Raw genomic sequence first — 15,440 nt, 5'->3', positions numbered from 1 at the left:
GTTTAGGCGCAAGGAATTTTTTTCTTACAAATGCATAGTGAAACGTAAATGGCAATGCTCCTAAAATCATTGCGCCCATCAATATTACATGCTCTTGCCAAAGTAATCCCTCAAGAATTGTTGATGTAGGTAAGAATCCCCCTGTTGCTAGAGTACTCATAGCCAACGAAAAATTATCGATAATATTTCTCTCCCCGAAGAAATACAACAACAATGCGACAATCACAATGTATACTGTAAAGATAACTGTAATTGTTGAAAATAACTCCTTCATGTGAAGTGTTCTTCCTGATATGAAACCTCGCATTGATTGCAGTTTTGATTCTGGATAAAATGCGGTAATTACTAAATAAATGAAACTCATTCCACCTACAAGTTGAGTATAACTTCGGAAGAATGTGAAACTTTGACTCAGATTTTCAGGTTCATTAAAAATAGAAATTCCTCCAGTTGTAAATCCTGCAGCACTTGAAAAGAAGGCATTTGCAAATATTGCCCCCGCACTGTCTCCGGTTGGAAGTACATACAGATATGGCACAGTTCCAAACAAGGATAACAAAAATAAGCTAGAAAAAACCAAAATCGACGCTTGATGTAAATTAAGACTGGCTTTTTCACCATAAGAATTTAGAAAGAAACCTGTAACTAACAAAAGAACTGTTGTCAAATAAATCCCAGTAGCAATTGTTGTATCCTCTAAAATTGTTGCAACTATGGCTGGAACAAGTAGTAATACTCCTGCAAACTGTAAAACAAAACCCAAATTTCCTAGAACTGCTTTTACTGGGGGACTCAGCAGACGAGGTGCTGTTGCGGTTGCATCTCGTATGACATTTGCAATGGCTCCTTGAAAAATCATCCCAATCACCTGATTTTTCTTTGATAGAACTGGAAGTTTTCTTATGTTATTGTCTCTCATTTTATGTAATGCATCTTGTAATGTGGATTTTTCATTAATTGTGATAAGCGGTGAACTCATGATGTCTTTTAATTTGGTAGCTTCGGCGTAAACTGTGACATCACTTACTTTACTTAGAATATCTTCATCAGTAACTATCCCTACTGGAAATTTTTCTTCATCTGTAACTATGATGTCATCTCTTTCATAGTGACGCAGCATTCTAGCTGCATCTCTGGTTAATGTATTCTGATTAAGAATTAATACCTCCGTATCCATGTATTCTGTAACATACTTGCTTAGAACATATGATACGGCCCGTTCTGGATTTGTAGACATTAAGCTACCCATAGTTGCGGATTTTAAATAATTTGGGGTCACGCACACATATTGATCGTTTAAAAATTTTAAATTATTTTGATCCACAATTTTTGCTATCTTTATAAGCCTTAGTAAGGAAGTTTATACATAATACCATGGATATTGCGCAAGCACAAGAGCCAGATTATGAATCCGTCAAAATCGATTATGTTGGGTTCGTTGACCCTTATGCCGTTGAAGGAATGGTTATCCTAAAGGCTGATAGTGGCAAAGAATTTCACATGAGAGCCTTTTCAGGCGAAGTTGCAAGACATATCTCAAGTTTTGGGGACACTGAAGGAGAGCAAATTCCATCAATTTATAGAATGATTGAAGAAATTTGTGAACAAAATGAATTGGTTCTTGTCAAAGTAAAAATCTATGAAAGCGGTGAAGTTTTAAGGGCAAATCTGTACTTTACTGGCAAAAAGGACCTCGTGTTAAGAAATTATCGTGCATCTGACGCTATGGCCTTGGGAGCATTTTACAACATCCCAATACTTGTTAGGAAAAGTCTTCTAAAAGAAAGTATGGAAGCATAAACATTTCATGTTATAAATTAGAATGGTTTTTTTCATAGTGTGGTGATGAATTGTCATGAATGATCAAGAACAACTTATGGATAATCTTCTAAATATTGATCTTGAAATAATTGATGTAGTACGAGAATTGCATCAAGAAAATTGGGATTCATCATCCCTAAAACAACAAGTTGTTGATTTGTTGAAAATTCGTGATGAGATGGTTCAACAATTAATGTTAACTAAAGACAATGATTGTGATTGTGGCCATAACCATGAATAATTAACTATCTTCTTCAAAAAATCTTTCTGGAAACATTTTCTTAATTTTATTTAATTCTGATTGATATTTTTCAGTCTTTGCATTGATTTTCTTTAGTTCTTGGCCATTTACATTTTTCATTCTTTTTTTTAGCAATTTAATTTGATTTGACAGTGTTTTGTACATCATTGAATATTCTGGAAATTTTTTTGGAAGACTCATAGATAGATTAAATACATATCCCACTAATACCGGTTATGAAAATTCTGATTTTTTCAATATGCGTACTCGTATATGTGGTTGGTATTGCTTTTGCAGATCCTATAACTACCCAAGCACCTTCTGAAATTAAAACTCATTTTGTTGATGAACAAATAATGATCATGGCAGATATTTCAAATAATCAAGATACTCAACAAAACTTTGCGTATATTACTCAAGTAAAAAATGATGATGATATCGTGATTTCATTATCTTGGCTGACTGGTTCCTTGTCTCCAAGACAGTCTTTTTCCCCTGCACAATCATGGATCCCTGCAGAATCAGGTGTGTATTATATTCAGGTTTTTGTCTGGGAAAGTGTTGATCATCCAGAAGCATTGTCTCCACCACTATCAATGACTGTGAATGTCAGTGAAAGAAAATCTTAGATCGTGCTTCATAATTCGGCAAACTCATCATCATTCAGTTATAGCTTAGTTTGGTGGTTAATCATCAGCAATTTTTGTTCTAATCTCTATCGTATATTATCATTCCATCCAAAAAATCAGAACCTTTTTGATATGATGATGAGTAGTCATATTATGGTTAATTTTGAAAAAGTGTATCAGAGGGTTGCATTACAAATAATTGAGAGATGTCATGGTGCAATCAAAATAACAAAACATGGAAAAATTATTGAAGTTTATGATACAAAACGACATATTTGGAGCGATGGACTTGCAGGTCTTATCATAAAAGAAGAATGTAGGAATTCAGATCTCAAGGATTGGGAGTTTGCCAATGTTAGGGGATATGTAATTCAGGAATTACTTGGAAAATCTAAAAATTAGTATTCTACTTTTCTTATCAAATGAGGCTCTTTGAGCATTATAGTATCATCTTTTATTGCTGACAATTCTACTTTTCTCAGATTTTGATTTGTCATAACAATTAATGCCTCACATCTGTTGCAGAGAATTGTTTTTCCATGTGACCTCTCTTCTCTGATGAGCCCCTTTTCTAACCTGTCTTCTTTTTGACATGTGGGACAAAGTTTTGGTTCGTTTTGAATGGTTATGATTTCTTTTACAAATATGATTTTGCCCATACAACGTCGTGAAATATTGGTCAAAAAAGAGTTTGTATTGTCAACTGGCATCCAGCAATTTTCTCTCAAACATCAAACCGTTTTAATTATTTGAGACAAAACGTCGAGTATTCAACATATTCCTCAATCTAGCCAATTGACAAAGATGGTAGAGATTCATTGAAAATATATTTTTGTACTCAGATGCACTTTCTTAACATTTCATTTGGTGCTTTAGATTGTCTAAATGAGGCAATTTCTTTTTGAAGCCTTATTGCTTGGGTTAGTCTGACTTATCTTCTATCCTTATGGTGATTCTTTTTGGCTTGATATCATTTTCATAAATTGTGTATTTATTGGATGATTAGATTTTTCTCGTGTCAAATAATTTGATTTTTATGATCAAAAATTCATGCCTGAAAAATTATATTGTAATTTATAATATTATGCTATATTTTATGAAATAAATCACATAAAATATTAAATACTAATATGTCTTACAGTAAATAATGTCGTTAGTTGTAAAATCTGGCGATTAGATTGCGCTGCCCCGCAGAACGAAAAAGGCTTCAGTCGTTTAACGAACTGAAAAAGAGAGGAAATCTCTCATAGTTCTGCAGTTAGGGGTTTGCGCCTTTTTACTTTCTCTCATCAATATTCTGTTTTTTAATTTCTTTTAGGTTTGTAAAAAAACTAAAAATTGTTTATTTTTAGATTATCTGTCTTTATCTAATATGGCATCCACCTCTCTTCTATGCTCTGGGCAATACGGAGGTCTTTGTCTGCATTCAGGGCAATTTAGATATTTTCTGAAATCTAACATGATGTGACTTTGAGTTTTAATTAAAAGATCTTTCGTATCAATCATACGAGTTGGTTTTATGTAAATTTGAGAATTAATTACTATGTCAAATAATATCACTTCGAAAAATCCATCATGGGAAGAAGTTAGAGGACTATCCTGGATTTTTTATGAAGATTAGTTGAACTCTTGATTTTTCTCAAAACTTTTTCTGATACCTTTTTTCAAATTTAATCACGTTACGATTTCATCTAAACGCCCTTCTTCCTGAGCTCGTTTAATCTCCATTGCGATTCTTCTACCCACCCCAAATGTCTTACCGTATTGATATTTTGTATATGGGCTAGTTGTTGCAACTATGGGATTTCCAGGAACTCGAAGCGATACATCATACACTACTAATTCCAAATCTTTTGTGATCACACTTTGAAGTGAGAATGGACCAATAATTCCTGGGGCATATTCTTTCTTAACTGCGGCTACAAATTTGTCTCCCATTTTAATTACTTTCTCAAGCAATGACTCTCTGATGCTTGCAGGTGTGTGTCCCACTTCGATATTTTGTAATTCTACATCAATATCCAACTGTTGTTTTGCAGGAAGCGCATTATAATCATGAATATTAGTCTGCAGTCTACGCTCAATCCCTATAAAATCAACTTGATCAGAAATTGGTGTATGGAAAAAATTGAAATTCATGTACGTTCCTATTGCTAATTCCTCAATACTTGCTTTCTCAAGATCTTTTCGTGAGATTATTCCTTGTTTGATTTTTGCATCGGATTTTCTTACATAATCTTTGTAGGATGAAACTGTGAAGAATGCTCTTTCAAGTGGTCTGTTTTTTTCTTGAACCTTTACTATGCACGGTCTGTTGATTCTTTTTGGATCCTTGAATAATTTTGGATATTTTATTCTGGCCTTTTCTAGCAGATAATACTGACCCTTTTTTGCAGTTCTCTCTTCAGCTTGGAATAGCTTCCTGTTCCCAAAAATTGGAACCTTGAATGAGTTTTCTATCGTTTTGTAACCCAGATAAACCGTAAGTGATCTGTGAGGTACAATAATCGTGTTAGATTCTCTGAGTTGTTTTTGATATTTGGCTGATGCCATTTCTTTGAATTTGTTTAATACTATTATTTCATCTGCAATTCGTCCAAATCTTTGATATGGTCCCTCTCTTCCTTTTTGACAAAAAACTGTAGTCTGAAAATCTTCATCTTTTGCACCATCCATAATTTCTAGAGCTGAGTGACTGCCAAGAACTCCAATTTTAACATCTGAATACTCATTTACTATCTTCTTGATGTCAGAATTTTTAATCACAATATGACTAGATATTGGGATCTAATATAGCTAATTTTTGATTTGATTGATCGGCGAAAACCAATAGATTTTTTTCAATTGGAGTTTGACTCTACCCGTGCTCTATTATCTTGAACTTCAAATGGCTGGAATTATCTTGTTAACTGCCATGGCAGCTGGTGGCATTTCTTTGTGGTTGAAACGAAGAAAAACTCAAAATGAATTAGAGCGTAACCAAAATGATTTATCTGATAATTTCTAGTGCTAAACAAAATTCTATATCTAATAGATAAAATACTCTGGCTTTCAAGATTAACTATTGAAATTAATCATTGGCATCACCGGTAGCACTGGCGTGATATATGGAATACGCATGCTTGAGACTCTCAAGAAACTAAATGTTGAGACTCATTTGATAATGTCTCAATGGGGTGAAAAGTGTATTTCCATGGAAACGGAGCATACTGTTGATTATGTGAAATCATTGGCAACTAATACTTCGGATGAAAAAAATATGGCGTCAAGTATTTCCAGTGGCACCCATAAAGTTGATGGGATGATTGTAGCCCCATGCAGTATGAAAACACTATCTGCAATTGCAAATGGATATGACGACACTCTAGTTGCAAGAGCCGCGGGAGTTACAATTAAAGAATATAGAAAACTAATTTTAATGGTTCGAGAAACCCCCCTGTCTGCAATTCATCTAGAAAATATGCTAAAGTTATCTAGACTGGGTGTTGTCATTTTACCGCCTGTTACTGAATTTTATACCAAACCAAAATCTATTGATGACATTATTAATCATGGTGTGGGAAAATGTTTAGACCAGTTTGACATAGAGCACGATTTATACCCTCGATGGGGCACTTTCTAAATTACTATTGCCAACATTCTCATTTGAAAAAACAATTAATGCAAAAAGAGAATACGTGTTTGATATTTTCTCTAATTTTGAAAATTATCAGAAACTATTTCCACAGCATTACCCTTCAATTAGAATCCGCTCCGTAAGAAATGATGTTTCTGTGGTTGAAGAACATCTTGTTTTAGGAGAAAAAGAATTATTGATTATGGCAAAACATGTTTCCAAATCCCCTGTGTTACATGAAGTTTTTGTAATTGGAGGTGATGGGAAGGGAAGTCACATTAAAGAACAATTCATAGATGTTCCAGATGGAACAAAAATCATAGTTGATGTAAATTTAAAATTAAAAGGAAAAATGAAATTCCTTAGTTTATTTGGGAAAAATAAATCTGAACAAGAGTATGAACGAATTTTAAATGATTTTTTAAAAACTGCTGAAACCTAGTCTGATTTAGATTCTTTATCGTTTGCGGGACTATCTATTTTTCCCTTAAAATCATTAAGCTCTTTCTCCCCCTCGATCTTTCCCTTCTCAAACTCTCCTTTGGCTTTACCGAAGGTTTTTGCAAGCTCAGGAATTTTCTTTGCCCCAAAAATGAACACCACTGCAATAATTATGATAAAAATCCATTCTTGCCCTGCAATCAAATTACTTATCCCACCCTAACATGATATATCTATTTGATTAAATTTGGATTTAAATGTTCGACTTTTTACGTTCTTTACGTTCGATGACTATCATGCCTGCTGTGTATAATGCAATCATAGGACCTGCAATAAACCACATCGTGACCCCACTTCCATCCGGTGTGATCACTGCACCGAATATCACGATAGCTACAATGGCGTATCTGATATTTTTTCTCCAAAAACTAGATTCTATCATTCCTGACATTGACACTGCATACATTACAAGTGGAAGCTGAAATGAAATTCCGAATGCTAACAAAAATTGTAATACAAATGTCACAAAATCCATGATGTTTAGAAACGTTACAAGACCTGCAGATTCTCCATATCTATACAAAAATTCTAAAATGTATGGAACTACCCAATAGTAAGAAAATATGCAACCTGAAATGAATAACCCTAATGCTGGAATGGATATGCTTCTGCTAACATGTACTTCGTTTTCTTTTAACGCTGGCTTGATGAATCCAACTAATTCTTTTATTACTACTGGCATTCCTAAAACAATTCCGACTAGTGCTGCGATGTATACCTGAGCAAAGAATGCTTGTCCTGGTGCAGTCTGAATTAATTGCACGTTTTCTGGAACCAGATTGTTTTTCATATGATTTGTAATCTGTGCCGCCATGTTGTTGATTGGTTCGGGTGTAGGGTAATACAAAGTAAATTCTCCAACTTGAATTGGTTCCGCATGAAACATTAGAATGAACGTGGTGATGATTCCAATTACTAGTACAATCCTAAGTAGTCTCTTTCTTAGCTCTTCAAAATGCTTACTGATACCTTCTAATTCTGACATCCATTATCTTTGCGTCTAAACTATATCAATTAAGTGGGAATTGGTAACAACTTTGCTTCTGGAAGACCGGCTTCTTTGAGTTGTTCAGCCGTTATACCTTCAAACTCTAATGAAATAATGGCTTTAGTGTTAAACTTGGATTCCATCTCTTTTGCCAAATTACTAATATCTTTGGCCGAATAGATTTCTTTAGAGTCTTTGAGAAATACTCTTTCTCCTTTTTCCATCTCCTTTCCATTAAATTTCCCTTGAAGGAAACTGGTGATTGAAGGAATTTCTTTTCGATCAATGTTGTTATGAAAAAAGCATATGCCTTTTACTGATTCATAGTCATACGCTGTACCGTTTCTGTACATGAAAACTCCGATAAATTGTGCCTCACTTTCTGGTTCTCTAATACATTTAATTTCCCAATTAAGTAAATTGCTCTCGTCATAAGTATATCCTGCTAATTCTTCTGATGTGATCTTCCAATATCTCATTCTGCCTTTGGCCATTATGTGATTATGTGAAATAATCATCTATAAATTCCAATATCTGTATGATAGGCAAGAAATGTGCCTTGTTTTTATATGAAATAAGTATAATGTTAATGTGACAAATAGAATAACCATTGTATTGAATTCTACAAATGCAGAGAAACTTCGCAGTATTCAAGCAAAGATGATCAAAACTTCGACCAAATCTGTGAGTTTTTCACATGTCTTGAATTTAGTTTTAGAACAAGGCTTGAAAAAATACAAAATATAATGTAAAAATTAAAGTTATCTTGGACTAGTTCCTATTTTCGATTGAATGTCATCTGATCAAAACAACCCATTATATCCAATTGAACTCAACGAGTATCCCAAACTTTTTGATTATGTTCTGACCAAACAGGGGTTGATCTATTTTCAGAGTTTGAAAAGAAATTATATTTTTGGTAAAGATATGGGTTTGGATGAATATAACAAACTCCGATTAATGTATGTCTACTATGCAACTGCAAATAGAAATCCTGGAGAGGTTTCTGCATGGCAAGATATTTGTATTACACTTGATGAAAAAGAAATCTTTGAAAAGGACATGTACTCTTCCAAAGAAGATTTGAAAAATAAATTCCTCATTGTAAAAAACCCTCATTATGAATCAGGCCTTTACCGAAAATATGTTGAATATGTCAAAGATAAAATGAATTCCAAGTAACCGGCACTGGGCGGTGATATCTTTGACAATACTAGTCCTCAGAACCGGATACCTGACATCTATCTCAAAATAAGTATAAAAACGTAAAATTATTCGGAAGATAGATTAACCTCATTTTTATTTTTTTAATTATCAATGGCAATTTATGATGTGCATGTGACGATTGAAAATAAACCTGGTATCAGTGATCCTGAGGGCGATACAATTCTAAATGATCTGGTTCTTAAAGGAACCCAAAAAACAGTTTCAAAAATTAAGACTGCAAAGATGTTGAAATTTACTATCAAAGAAAAAGATAAGAAAACTGCTCAATCTAAAGTACAAGAAATCTGTGATGAATTAAGAATATACAATCCAATGGTAAGCAAAGTCACAATCGATGTTTTTGACAGTTGACTTTTTTTGAAATGATTTCTGGCTATTTTCAATTTTTTATTGGAAGGAAACTGATCTCTTTTCCATGATTTATTGTCGAGTCAAGTATTGTTTTATCCAGATCTCACACAATGATGTTTTTTACATAATGTGTCTGACTTGAGTAACGCCGATCAAGCTTTTTGCACACATAAAAATATTCTATTGCTAGATTCAAATTAAATATCTGAGGATCTAATTGTAATCGTGAAAGTTGGAGTTGTAGTTTTTCCTGGCAGTAATTGTGATCGCGATATGTATCATGTTTTGAGTGATGTCTTTGATTTGGACGCACAGTATTATTGGCACGAGAAAGGCCTCCCAAAAAATATTGATGCAGTGGTTCTTCCAGGTGGTTTCTCTTATGGGGATAGACTTAGAGCAGGTGTGATAGCAGCTCACAGTCCAATTATAAAAGATGTTCAAAAAATGGCCAAACAAGGAATTCCAATTTTAGGTGTATGTAACGGATTTCAAATTCTTGTAGAGGCTGGGTTACTTCCTGGTGTTTTGCTCAAAAATGAATCTCTAAATTTTATGTGCGAATGGACAAATCTGATTGTTGAGAACAATACAACCCCATTTACAAATCAGTTCAAACTGCATGATAAAATTCCAATACCTATTGCAAACGGTGAAGGGAGGTATTATGTTGATGATGATACTTTGAAAGAATTAAAGAAAAAAAACCAAATTGTCTTTAGATATAGTGAGGTAGTAAATGGCTCCACTGACAGAATTGCAGGTGTATGTAATGAAGACGGAAATGTGGTTGGTATGATGCCTCATCCTGAAAGAGCAGTTGAATCTGAAATCAACCCAATTGACAACAAACCATCATCGTTGATCTTTGAATCTCTACTAACAAAAACTGGTGTTCATAATTGAGTCTAGAATCACAAGAACTATCCGATCTAAAATCAAAAATTGGACGAGAACCAACTTCCACGGAATTACAAATTGTAGCTGCTGAATGGTCTGAGCATTGCTCTTACAAATCATCCAAGAAACATCTCAAAATGTTGCCCATGACAGGGCCTTTGGTAATCAAAGAAAAAGGATATGATTCTGGAGTTTTAGATGTTGGTGATGGATATGTCGTAACCGCCCACATTGAAAGTCATAATCATCCTTCAGCTGTAGAACCGTATGGAGGTGCCGCAACTGGTGTTGGGGGTGTAATTCGTGATATTTTGTCTGCTGGAACTAGACCTATTGCAATTTTTGATGGATTGCGTTTTGGAAATATTGAAAAAGATCAACAAGCAAGATGGCTTTTCAAAAATGCAGTTACCGGTATTGCTGACTATGGAAATTGTTTGGGGATTCCCACTATTGGAGGAGAAGTTGAGTTTGATGAATGTTATCAAAACTATGCTCTGGTAGACGTTGCCGCAGTCGGATTTGGAAAAAAAGAGAATCTTATCAAAAATCATGCAAAGAAAGGTGATTTAGTGATACTGCTTGGTGGCTCTACTGGACGAGATGGCATTGGTGGTTCTCAATTTGCGTCTGATTCTTTGGAATCTGAAGACCGTTCTGCAGTTCAAATCCCTGATCCTTTCATAGAAAAATTGATCATTGAGGCAATTCTAGAGGCAAGAAATGAGAAACTAATTCATGCAATGAAAGATCTTGGCGGCGGTGGACTGTCTTGTGCAATATCCGAGACAGCTGATGCATTAGATATAGGAATAGAGATGGATGTTGAGAAGGTACATACACGTGAATCCGACATGCATCCAGATGAAATCATGGTTTCTGAATCTCAAGAACGTATGTTAATTGTAACAAGTAAAATCAAATTAAAAAAATTACAAATAATCTGTAAAAAATTCCATATTGGGTGTTCTGTAATTGGACATGTGAAATTTGATAATTATATGCACATTAAAAAAGGCAAAAAAACATTTGCTAATCTCCCAACTGATGTTGTGGCAAATGCAACTCTGCTTGACTTGCCATCAAAAAAACCTGTCTACTTAGATACAATTGAAAAAGAAAAAAAACTCAAACCAATCACTGATTATTCTAAACTAATGATGAAGTTTCTTGCATCCCCAAACATTGCAAGTAAAATTTGGGTTTATGGTCAATATGATCATGAAGTTGGAATTAGAACTGTTACTAAGCCTGGCCGTGATGCATCTGTTTTACGTTTAGATAATGGGAAATTTCTTTCTGCAAAAATTGACGGCAACCCAAAACATTGCTACATCAATCCAAGAGAAGGGGCAATTGGTTGCTTTGAGGAGGCTTGCAGAAATGTTGTATGTACTGGTGCAAAACCCATTGGAATGCTTGATCATCTTCAATTTGGTAGTCCTAAGGATCCTGAAATCTTTTGGACATTTTTGGAATCTCTAAAGGGACTGACTGATTTTGCAAAATTTTTTAAAATCCCATGTGTTGGAGGCAAAGTCAGTTTGTATAACGAAACTCCCGCTGGTCCCATAAAACCAACTCCTGTAATTGGTGTTTTAGGTTTGATTGACAAAAAACCATCTATTCCCCAAAAAATTTCAGATAATGACTGTCTTGTAATTATTGGGGATACAAAAGATGAGCTTGGTGGCTCCGAATACTTTGAATATGTTCATAAATTTATTGGTGGAAAATGTCCTGTTGTCAACTTTGAAGATTCGAAGAAAAATATGTTCTCTGTACTTAAAGTGATTAATGATAGTCTTGTAAAATCTGCACATGATTGCTCAAAAGGCGGTCTTGCAGTTGCAGTGTCTGAAATGTGTATGACAAACCAGATCGGCTGTAAGGTGTCTCTGGAAAAAGTACCCGGTGAAAAACTCTCAGTTGACCGAATTTTATTCTCTGAAAGCCATTCTCGATATTTACTTGCATTAGAAAGAAAGAATCTCAAAAAACTTGAAAGCATTCTAAAAAAGAACAATGTTTCCTTTAAGGAAATAGGCGAATTTGGTGGATATAGGATTCAATTTACAAATTCTGCAAAATCCATCATTGATCTAAGAGTTGATAAGGCTCAAAAAACTTGGTTAAATTCGTTAAGGGATTTGGTACTTCATGGTTAAAGAAAATTGCGGTGTTGTTGGAATCTATAGTCTTACAGGAACCAATGTTGTTCCAATGGTAATTGATGCACTAAGGGCACTTCAGCATAGAGGTCAAGAAGCTTGGGGGCTTGCAATTCCGAACAAAGCCCCGCTTAAGAGATTGGGATTAGTTTCTGCCGCATCATCTGAGTTTAAAAAAATTTCTGAAGAATATGCCTCTCCTGCAGTAATAGGACATGTTCGCTATTCTACAATGGGTAAGAGCACTTTGGAGAATGCACAGCCTCTCAAAGTCAAGGATTTATGCATCGCTCATAATGGAACCATAGCAAATGTGCAGGAACTATCTAATCTGGTTGGTGGGTGCTCGTTTACTCCTCAAAACGCAAGTGATACGCTTGTTGCCGCCCAAAGACTTGTTACATTAATCTCTGAGAACGGTGAGATGGGAAAGGCACTATCTATTCTAAAAAACGAGATGATTGGATCTTATTGTTTTACGTTTATCTCTGATGATAATTCTGTTTATGCTGCACGTGATCCTAAAGGATTCCGTCCGATGGTTTTAGGTCACAAAGAATCCGATGACACATACATTGTTGCATCGGAATCATCTGCAGTGTCTGCAGTTGGAGCTCAACTGCAACGCAATGTGAATCCAGGTGAACTAATCAGGTTAAGCAAAAATGGATTGGAAACTGAAATGTTCTCTGATGATCCTACACGTGCTCACTGTTCTTTTGAATTTACTTACTTTGCACACCCTTCAAGTAACATGGAAGGAACAAACATCTATGTCGCAAGAAAAAATATTGGACGATTTTTAGCAAAAAAATTCCCAATCAAAGATGCAGATCTAGTAATCCCCGTTCCAGATTCTGCAAGACCTGCAGCGTTAGGTTATGCCCAAGAACTTGGTGTGTCTTTTGATGAGGGTCTACTCAAAGACCGATATAGTAAGAAAGGTCCACTGCGAAGCTTCATCGAACCACATCAATCTGACCGAATAGAAATTAACCGATGGATTATCCCAATTAAAGAAATTATTGAAGGGCAACATGTAGTCGTAATAGATGATAGTTTGGTTAGGGGAACTAGCTCAAAGGCAATTATCAAAGCACTTCGAAGGGCTGGTGCTAGAAAAATCAGTATGGTGATCACGTATCCTCCAATTAAATTCCCATGTTATGCTGGAATTGATTTTCCTTCACAGGAAGAGCTTGCAACATTTTCTAATGGAAAGGAAATGTCTCAAGAAGAAATGACTGAGATGGTAAGGCAAAGTATCGGTGCTGACTTTTTGGGATACAATGATGCAGAAAATCTTGCGGCAGCAGTAGGTATTCCAAAAGACTCCATGTGTTTTACTTGCTCATCCGGCAACTATGAATCTCTTGGAATTACACCTGAATTTAGAACAAGAGAGGAAATGAAAGGCGAATAAGATGGAAATTGCATACGTTCTGGTTAAGAGTGAAATGGCTCATGAAATGGATGTCATGAGCGAGCTTTTGAAAATTGATCAAATCAAAGAAGCGAAAGGGACTTTTGGCATGTATGATATTTTTGTAAAAATTGAGGCAAATTCTTCACTTGAAATTGCTGAAATAATTACAAAACAAATTCGAAAAATTAATCATGTTTTATCTACTATTACATTATCTGTAATTCCTGAGCAGAACAAAAAATAATCTGGAACTTTCTTTAAATAATGTATATGTGATGTGATGTCATGCAAGCAATTTGGAACAATACTGTGATTGCAGAAAGTGATGATACTGTAGTCGTTGAAGGGAATCATTATTTTCCATACGATTCGATAAAGAAAGAATATTTCAAAAAGACTGATTTGACTACTGTTTGTGGTTGGAAAGGAAAGGCCAATTATTATTCAGTTGACGTCAACGGAAAAATCAACAAAGATTGTGCATGGTATTATGCTGAACCAAATGATGCTGCCATGAAGATTAAAGGAATGGTTGCATTTTGGAATGGTGTTAAAGTAAAGTGATCATTCTTAATTATTAGAAAAGCAAGAAACCATTGGTGAATCAGTACACTCTAATCATTGCTGCGGGAGTTGGAGGCATTATAGCGATGGCGGTAATATTTGGCGCTGATATTCTGAAATTATCTGTCTCTACTCAAGAACATGATATTTTTGTTGATCCTATTTTGGATAAACAAAATTTGTTTGTAATGGGACGTGTAACTATTCAAAATATTGGCTCTCAACCACTAACTAATGTTCATGTGAATTTTGGTGCTGGCGATACATTGGAACTGGGGGCTCTTAAGGCTGGACAGAAGATCATAGTTTCCCCTCCTCCTGAGAATCCTATGGAATTTGTGATGATCAGTGCAGATAATGATGTTTTTGTAAGCAAAACATACCGAGAGATGCCAAAGATGGTCGGAATGATGGGTTCCTAGGATTCCGAGCAGTTAAATCAGATTACATGGTAGGCTGGCTGTGAAATTTCTCACTTCAGGTAAGGTCAAGGACTTGTATGATATGGGTGACGATACACTACTTTTCAAGTTCTCTGATAGGGTTTCTGCATACGATGTAAAATTTAATGAAAATATCCCTCAAAAAGGAAAAGTTCTGTGCAAATTTGCAGAGTTTTGGTTTAATGAATTACCAATAGCAAATCATTTTGTGAAAAGATACTCTGATACTGAAATTATTGTAAAAAAGATGAAGATGCTTCCAATTGAGTGTGTAGTTAGGGGTTATTTTTATGGCAGTCTTGTTAGTAGATGGAAAAAAGGCGAGGTTACACTTCCTGAAAACACTGACACAACACTTGCTGCAAAACTACTTGAACCGATATTTGATCCCACTACGAAATCTGAACATGATATTCCAATTAACAAATCAAAAGCATTAGAGATGAATCTTGTAACTGCGGAACAATATGCTTGGTTGGAGAAAACTTCGATAGACCTTTACAAAAAAATGTCTGCACTTGCAGATAACGCCGGTTTTATTTTGGCTGATTTGAAATTAGAA

The 15,440-nt window shown here is 35.0% G+C and carries 24 protein-coding genes; 17 read left to right on the top strand and 7 right to left on the bottom strand.

All coding sequences use genetic code 11. The features are described 5' to 3' along the window. Window positions 1-1,237: CBS domain-containing protein (locus BD31_RS06805; RefSeq protein WP_008300351.1), on the bottom strand; the 1,237-nt coding region annotated here is incomplete at its 3' end. 137 nt (window positions 1,238-1,374) lie between these two features. On the opposite strand from BD31_RS06805, the gene BD31_RS06800 reads away from it, so the two are divergent. Both BD31_RS06800 and BD31_RS06795 read left to right on the top strand, forming a co-directional pair. Further along, window positions 1,375-1,800 (top strand): bifunctional nuclease family protein, encoded by a 426-nt coding sequence (locus BD31_RS06800; protein WP_008300347.1) that lies wholly within the window; start codon window positions 1,375-1,377, stop codon window positions 1,798-1,800. A gap of 55 nt (window positions 1,801-1,855) precedes the next feature. Further along, window positions 1,856-2,062 (top strand): hypothetical protein, encoded by a 207-nt coding sequence (locus BD31_RS06795; protein ID WP_008300389.1) that lies wholly within the window; start codon window positions 1,856-1,858, stop codon window positions 2,060-2,062. Here the strand turns inward: BD31_RS06795 and BD31_RS06790 are convergent, their stop codons facing one another. After that, entirely contained in the window at window positions 2,063-2,263 is a 201-nt protein-coding gene (locus BD31_RS06790; RefSeq protein WP_008300356.1) for a hypothetical protein, read from the bottom strand. 35 nt (window positions 2,264-2,298) lie between these two features. Here BD31_RS06790 and BD31_RS06785 point away from each other — a divergent pair, with 35 nt between their 5' ends. Both BD31_RS06785 and BD31_RS06780 read left to right on the top strand, forming a co-directional pair. Continuing rightward, window positions 2,299-2,691 carry a hypothetical protein gene (locus tag BD31_RS06785; RefSeq protein ID WP_048097539.1) on the top strand — a complete coding sequence of 131 codons (393 nt, stop codon included), beginning with the start codon at window positions 2,299-2,301 and terminating at the stop codon, window positions 2,689-2,691. A 153-nt stretch (window positions 2,692-2,844) separates the two neighbouring features. Then, window positions 2,845-3,093 (top strand): hypothetical protein, encoded by a 249-nt coding sequence (locus BD31_RS06780; protein WP_008300376.1) that lies wholly within the window; start codon window positions 2,845-2,847, stop codon window positions 3,091-3,093. Here BD31_RS06780 and BD31_RS06775 read toward each other — a convergent pair. Together BD31_RS06775 and BD31_RS06770 are read right to left on the bottom strand one after the other, a co-directional pair. Then, window positions 3,090-3,350, bottom strand: a complete 261-nt coding sequence (locus BD31_RS06775) for a hypothetical protein (protein ID WP_008300382.1) — start codon at window positions 3,348-3,350, stop codon at window positions 3,090-3,092. The two genes, BD31_RS06780 and BD31_RS06775, sit on opposite strands and share 4 nt — an antisense overlap. Window positions 3,351-4,365: 1,015 nt before the next feature. Beyond that, the gene (locus BD31_RS06770; RefSeq protein ID WP_008300362.1) at window positions 4,366-5,457 is read right to left on the bottom strand and encodes a formate--phosphoribosylaminoimidazolecarboxamide ligase family protein; all 1,092 of its coding nucleotides are present in this window, start codon (window positions 5,455-5,457) and stop codon (window positions 4,366-4,368) included. 97 nt (window positions 5,458-5,554) lie between these two features. Here BD31_RS06770 and BD31_RS10105 point away from each other — a divergent pair, with 97 nt between their 5' ends. From BD31_RS10105 to BD31_RS06760, 3 genes are read left to right on the top strand one after another with little or no spacing between them, the layout of a single operon-like run. Further along, window positions 5,555-5,698, top strand: coding sequence for a hypothetical protein (locus tag BD31_RS10105; RefSeq protein ID WP_158641234.1), 144 nt, complete (start codon window positions 5,555-5,557; stop codon window positions 5,696-5,698). A gap of 57 nt (window positions 5,699-5,755) precedes the next feature. Further along, entirely contained in the window at window positions 5,756-6,313 is a 558-nt protein-coding gene (locus BD31_RS06765) for a UbiX family flavin prenyltransferase (protein ID WP_008300368.1), read from the top strand. 7 nt (window positions 6,314-6,320) lie between these two features. Next, entirely contained in the window at window positions 6,321-6,749 is a 429-nt protein-coding gene (locus BD31_RS06760) for an SRPBCC family protein (RefSeq protein WP_008300388.1), read from the top strand. Here BD31_RS06760 and BD31_RS06755 read toward each other — a convergent pair. The 3 genes from BD31_RS06755 to BD31_RS06745 are packed head-to-tail and all read right to left on the bottom strand — an operon-like array spanning window position 6,746 to window position 8,290. Beyond that, complete coding sequence (locus tag BD31_RS06755) at window positions 6,746-6,952, bottom strand: Sec-independent protein translocase subunit TatA/TatB (protein ID WP_008300392.1); 207 nt, start codon at window positions 6,950-6,952, stop codon at window positions 6,746-6,748. The two genes, BD31_RS06760 and BD31_RS06755, sit on opposite strands and share 4 nt — an antisense overlap. 49 nt (window positions 6,953-7,001) lie before the next feature. Next, complete coding sequence (gene tatC / locus BD31_RS06750) at window positions 7,002-7,793, bottom strand: twin-arginine translocase subunit TatC (RefSeq protein ID WP_008300348.1); 792 nt, start codon at window positions 7,791-7,793, stop codon at window positions 7,002-7,004. Window positions 7,794-7,822: 29 nt separating this feature from the next. Further along, window positions 7,823-8,290: a hypothetical protein gene (locus BD31_RS06745; RefSeq protein ID WP_008300370.1), complete on the bottom strand. Its 468-nt coding sequence runs from the start codon at window positions 8,288-8,290 to the stop codon at window positions 7,823-7,825. A 97-nt stretch (window positions 8,291-8,387) separates the two neighbouring features. Here BD31_RS06745 and BD31_RS10335 point away from each other — a divergent pair, with 97 nt between their 5' ends. The 10 genes from BD31_RS10335 to BD31_RS06700 all read left to right on the top strand — a co-directional run. Next, entirely contained in the window at window positions 8,388-8,543 is a 156-nt protein-coding gene (locus BD31_RS10335; protein WP_193353387.1) for a hypothetical protein, read from the top strand. A gap of 45 nt (window positions 8,544-8,588) precedes the next feature. Further along, window positions 8,589-8,978 carry a hypothetical protein gene (locus tag BD31_RS06740; RefSeq protein WP_008300349.1) on the top strand — a complete coding sequence of 130 codons (390 nt, stop codon included), beginning with the start codon at window positions 8,589-8,591 and terminating at the stop codon, window positions 8,976-8,978. Window positions 8,979-9,113: 135 nt separating this feature from the next. Beyond that, window positions 9,114-9,374 carry a phosphoribosylformylglycinamidine synthase subunit PurS gene (gene purS, locus BD31_RS06735; protein ID WP_008300379.1) on the top strand — a complete coding sequence of 87 codons (261 nt, stop codon included), beginning with the start codon at window positions 9,114-9,116 and terminating at the stop codon, window positions 9,372-9,374. 225 nt (window positions 9,375-9,599) lie between these two features. Then, on the top strand, window positions 9,600-10,280 hold the full coding sequence (purQ, locus tag BD31_RS06730) for a phosphoribosylformylglycinamidine synthase subunit PurQ (RefSeq protein WP_008300386.1): 681 nt from the start codon (window positions 9,600-9,602) through the stop codon (window positions 10,278-10,280). Next, entirely contained in the window at window positions 10,277-12,442 is a 2,166-nt protein-coding gene (purL, locus tag BD31_RS06725) for a phosphoribosylformylglycinamidine synthase subunit PurL (protein WP_008300352.1), read from the top strand. The genes purQ and purL overlap by 4 nt, the downstream gene beginning before the upstream one ends. After that, window positions 12,435-13,868, top strand: a complete 1,434-nt coding sequence (purF, locus tag BD31_RS06720) for an amidophosphoribosyltransferase (protein ID WP_008300374.1) — start codon at window positions 12,435-12,437, stop codon at window positions 13,866-13,868. The genes purL and purF overlap by 8 nt, the downstream gene beginning before the upstream one ends. Before the next feature lies 1 nt (window position 13,869). Beyond that, the gene (locus BD31_RS06715; RefSeq protein ID WP_008300366.1) at window positions 13,870-14,115 is read left to right on the top strand and encodes an Lrp/AsnC ligand binding domain-containing protein; all 246 of its coding nucleotides are present in this window, start codon (window positions 13,870-13,872) and stop codon (window positions 14,113-14,115) included. A 41-nt stretch (window positions 14,116-14,156) separates the two neighbouring features. Beyond that, window positions 14,157-14,435 carry a DUF427 domain-containing protein gene (locus BD31_RS06710; protein WP_008300353.1) on the top strand — a complete coding sequence of 93 codons (279 nt, stop codon included), beginning with the start codon at window positions 14,157-14,159 and terminating at the stop codon, window positions 14,433-14,435. Window positions 14,436-14,470: 35 nt separating this feature from the next. Continuing rightward, window positions 14,471-14,857: a hypothetical protein gene (locus BD31_RS06705; RefSeq protein ID WP_048097540.1), complete on the top strand. Its 387-nt coding sequence runs from the start codon at window positions 14,471-14,473 to the stop codon at window positions 14,855-14,857. 40 nt (window positions 14,858-14,897) lie between these two features. After that, window positions 14,898-15,440 (top strand): phosphoribosylaminoimidazolesuccinocarboxamide synthase (locus BD31_RS06700; RefSeq protein WP_008300363.1); only part of this gene is annotated, 543 nt, incomplete at its 3' end.

Source organism: Candidatus Nitrosopumilus salarius BD31 (genome assembly GCF_000242875.2).
GTDB classification, from domain to species: Archaea; Thermoproteota; Nitrososphaeria; order Nitrososphaerales; family Nitrosopumilaceae; genus Nitrosopumilus; species Nitrosopumilus salarius.
The sequence above is the reverse complement of the archived record's forward strand: the minus strand, read 5'-3'. Positions and strand labels throughout refer to the sequence as shown.

Excerpts from the sequence above, each read along its gene's own strand:
- BD31_RS06710 (WP_008300353.1), top strand. The coding sequence starts at position 14,157 with ATGCAAGCAATTTGGAACAATACTGTGATTGCAGAAAGTGATGATACT.
- purS (WP_008300379.1), top strand. The coding sequence starts at position 9,114 with ATGGCAATTTATGATGTGCATGTGACGATTGAAAATAAACCTGGTATC.
- BD31_RS06800 (WP_008300347.1), top strand. The coding sequence starts at position 1,375 with ATGGATATTGCGCAAGCACAAGAGCCAGATTATGAATCCGTCAAAATC.
- BD31_RS06745 (WP_008300370.1), bottom strand. The coding sequence starts at position 8,290 with ATGGCCAAAGGCAGAATGAGATATTGGAAGATCACATCAGAAGAATTA.
- BD31_RS06795 (WP_008300389.1), top strand. The coding sequence starts at position 1,856 with ATGAATGATCAAGAACAACTTATGGATAATCTTCTAAATATTGATCTT.
- purF (WP_008300374.1), top strand. The coding sequence starts at position 12,435 with ATGGTTAAAGAAAATTGCGGTGTTGTTGGAATCTATAGTCTTACAGGA.
- BD31_RS06740 (WP_008300349.1), top strand. The coding sequence starts at position 8,589 with ATGTCATCTGATCAAAACAACCCATTATATCCAATTGAACTCAACGAG.
- BD31_RS06780 (WP_008300376.1), top strand. The coding sequence starts at position 2,845 with ATGGTTAATTTTGAAAAAGTGTATCAGAGGGTTGCATTACAAATAATT.
- BD31_RS06715 (WP_008300366.1), top strand. The coding sequence starts at position 13,870 with ATGGAAATTGCATACGTTCTGGTTAAGAGTGAAATGGCTCATGAAATG.
- BD31_RS06775 (WP_008300382.1), bottom strand. The coding sequence starts at position 3,350 with ATGGGCAAAATCATATTTGTAAAAGAAATCATAACCATTCAAAACGAA.
- BD31_RS06790 (WP_008300356.1), bottom strand. The coding sequence starts at position 2,263 with ATGAGTCTTCCAAAAAAATTTCCAGAATATTCAATGATGTACAAAACA.
- tatC (WP_008300348.1), bottom strand. The coding sequence starts at position 7,793 with ATGTCAGAATTAGAAGGTATCAGTAAGCATTTTGAAGAGCTAAGAAAG.
- BD31_RS06785 (WP_048097539.1), top strand. The coding sequence starts at position 2,299 with ATGAAAATTCTGATTTTTTCAATATGCGTACTCGTATATGTGGTTGGT.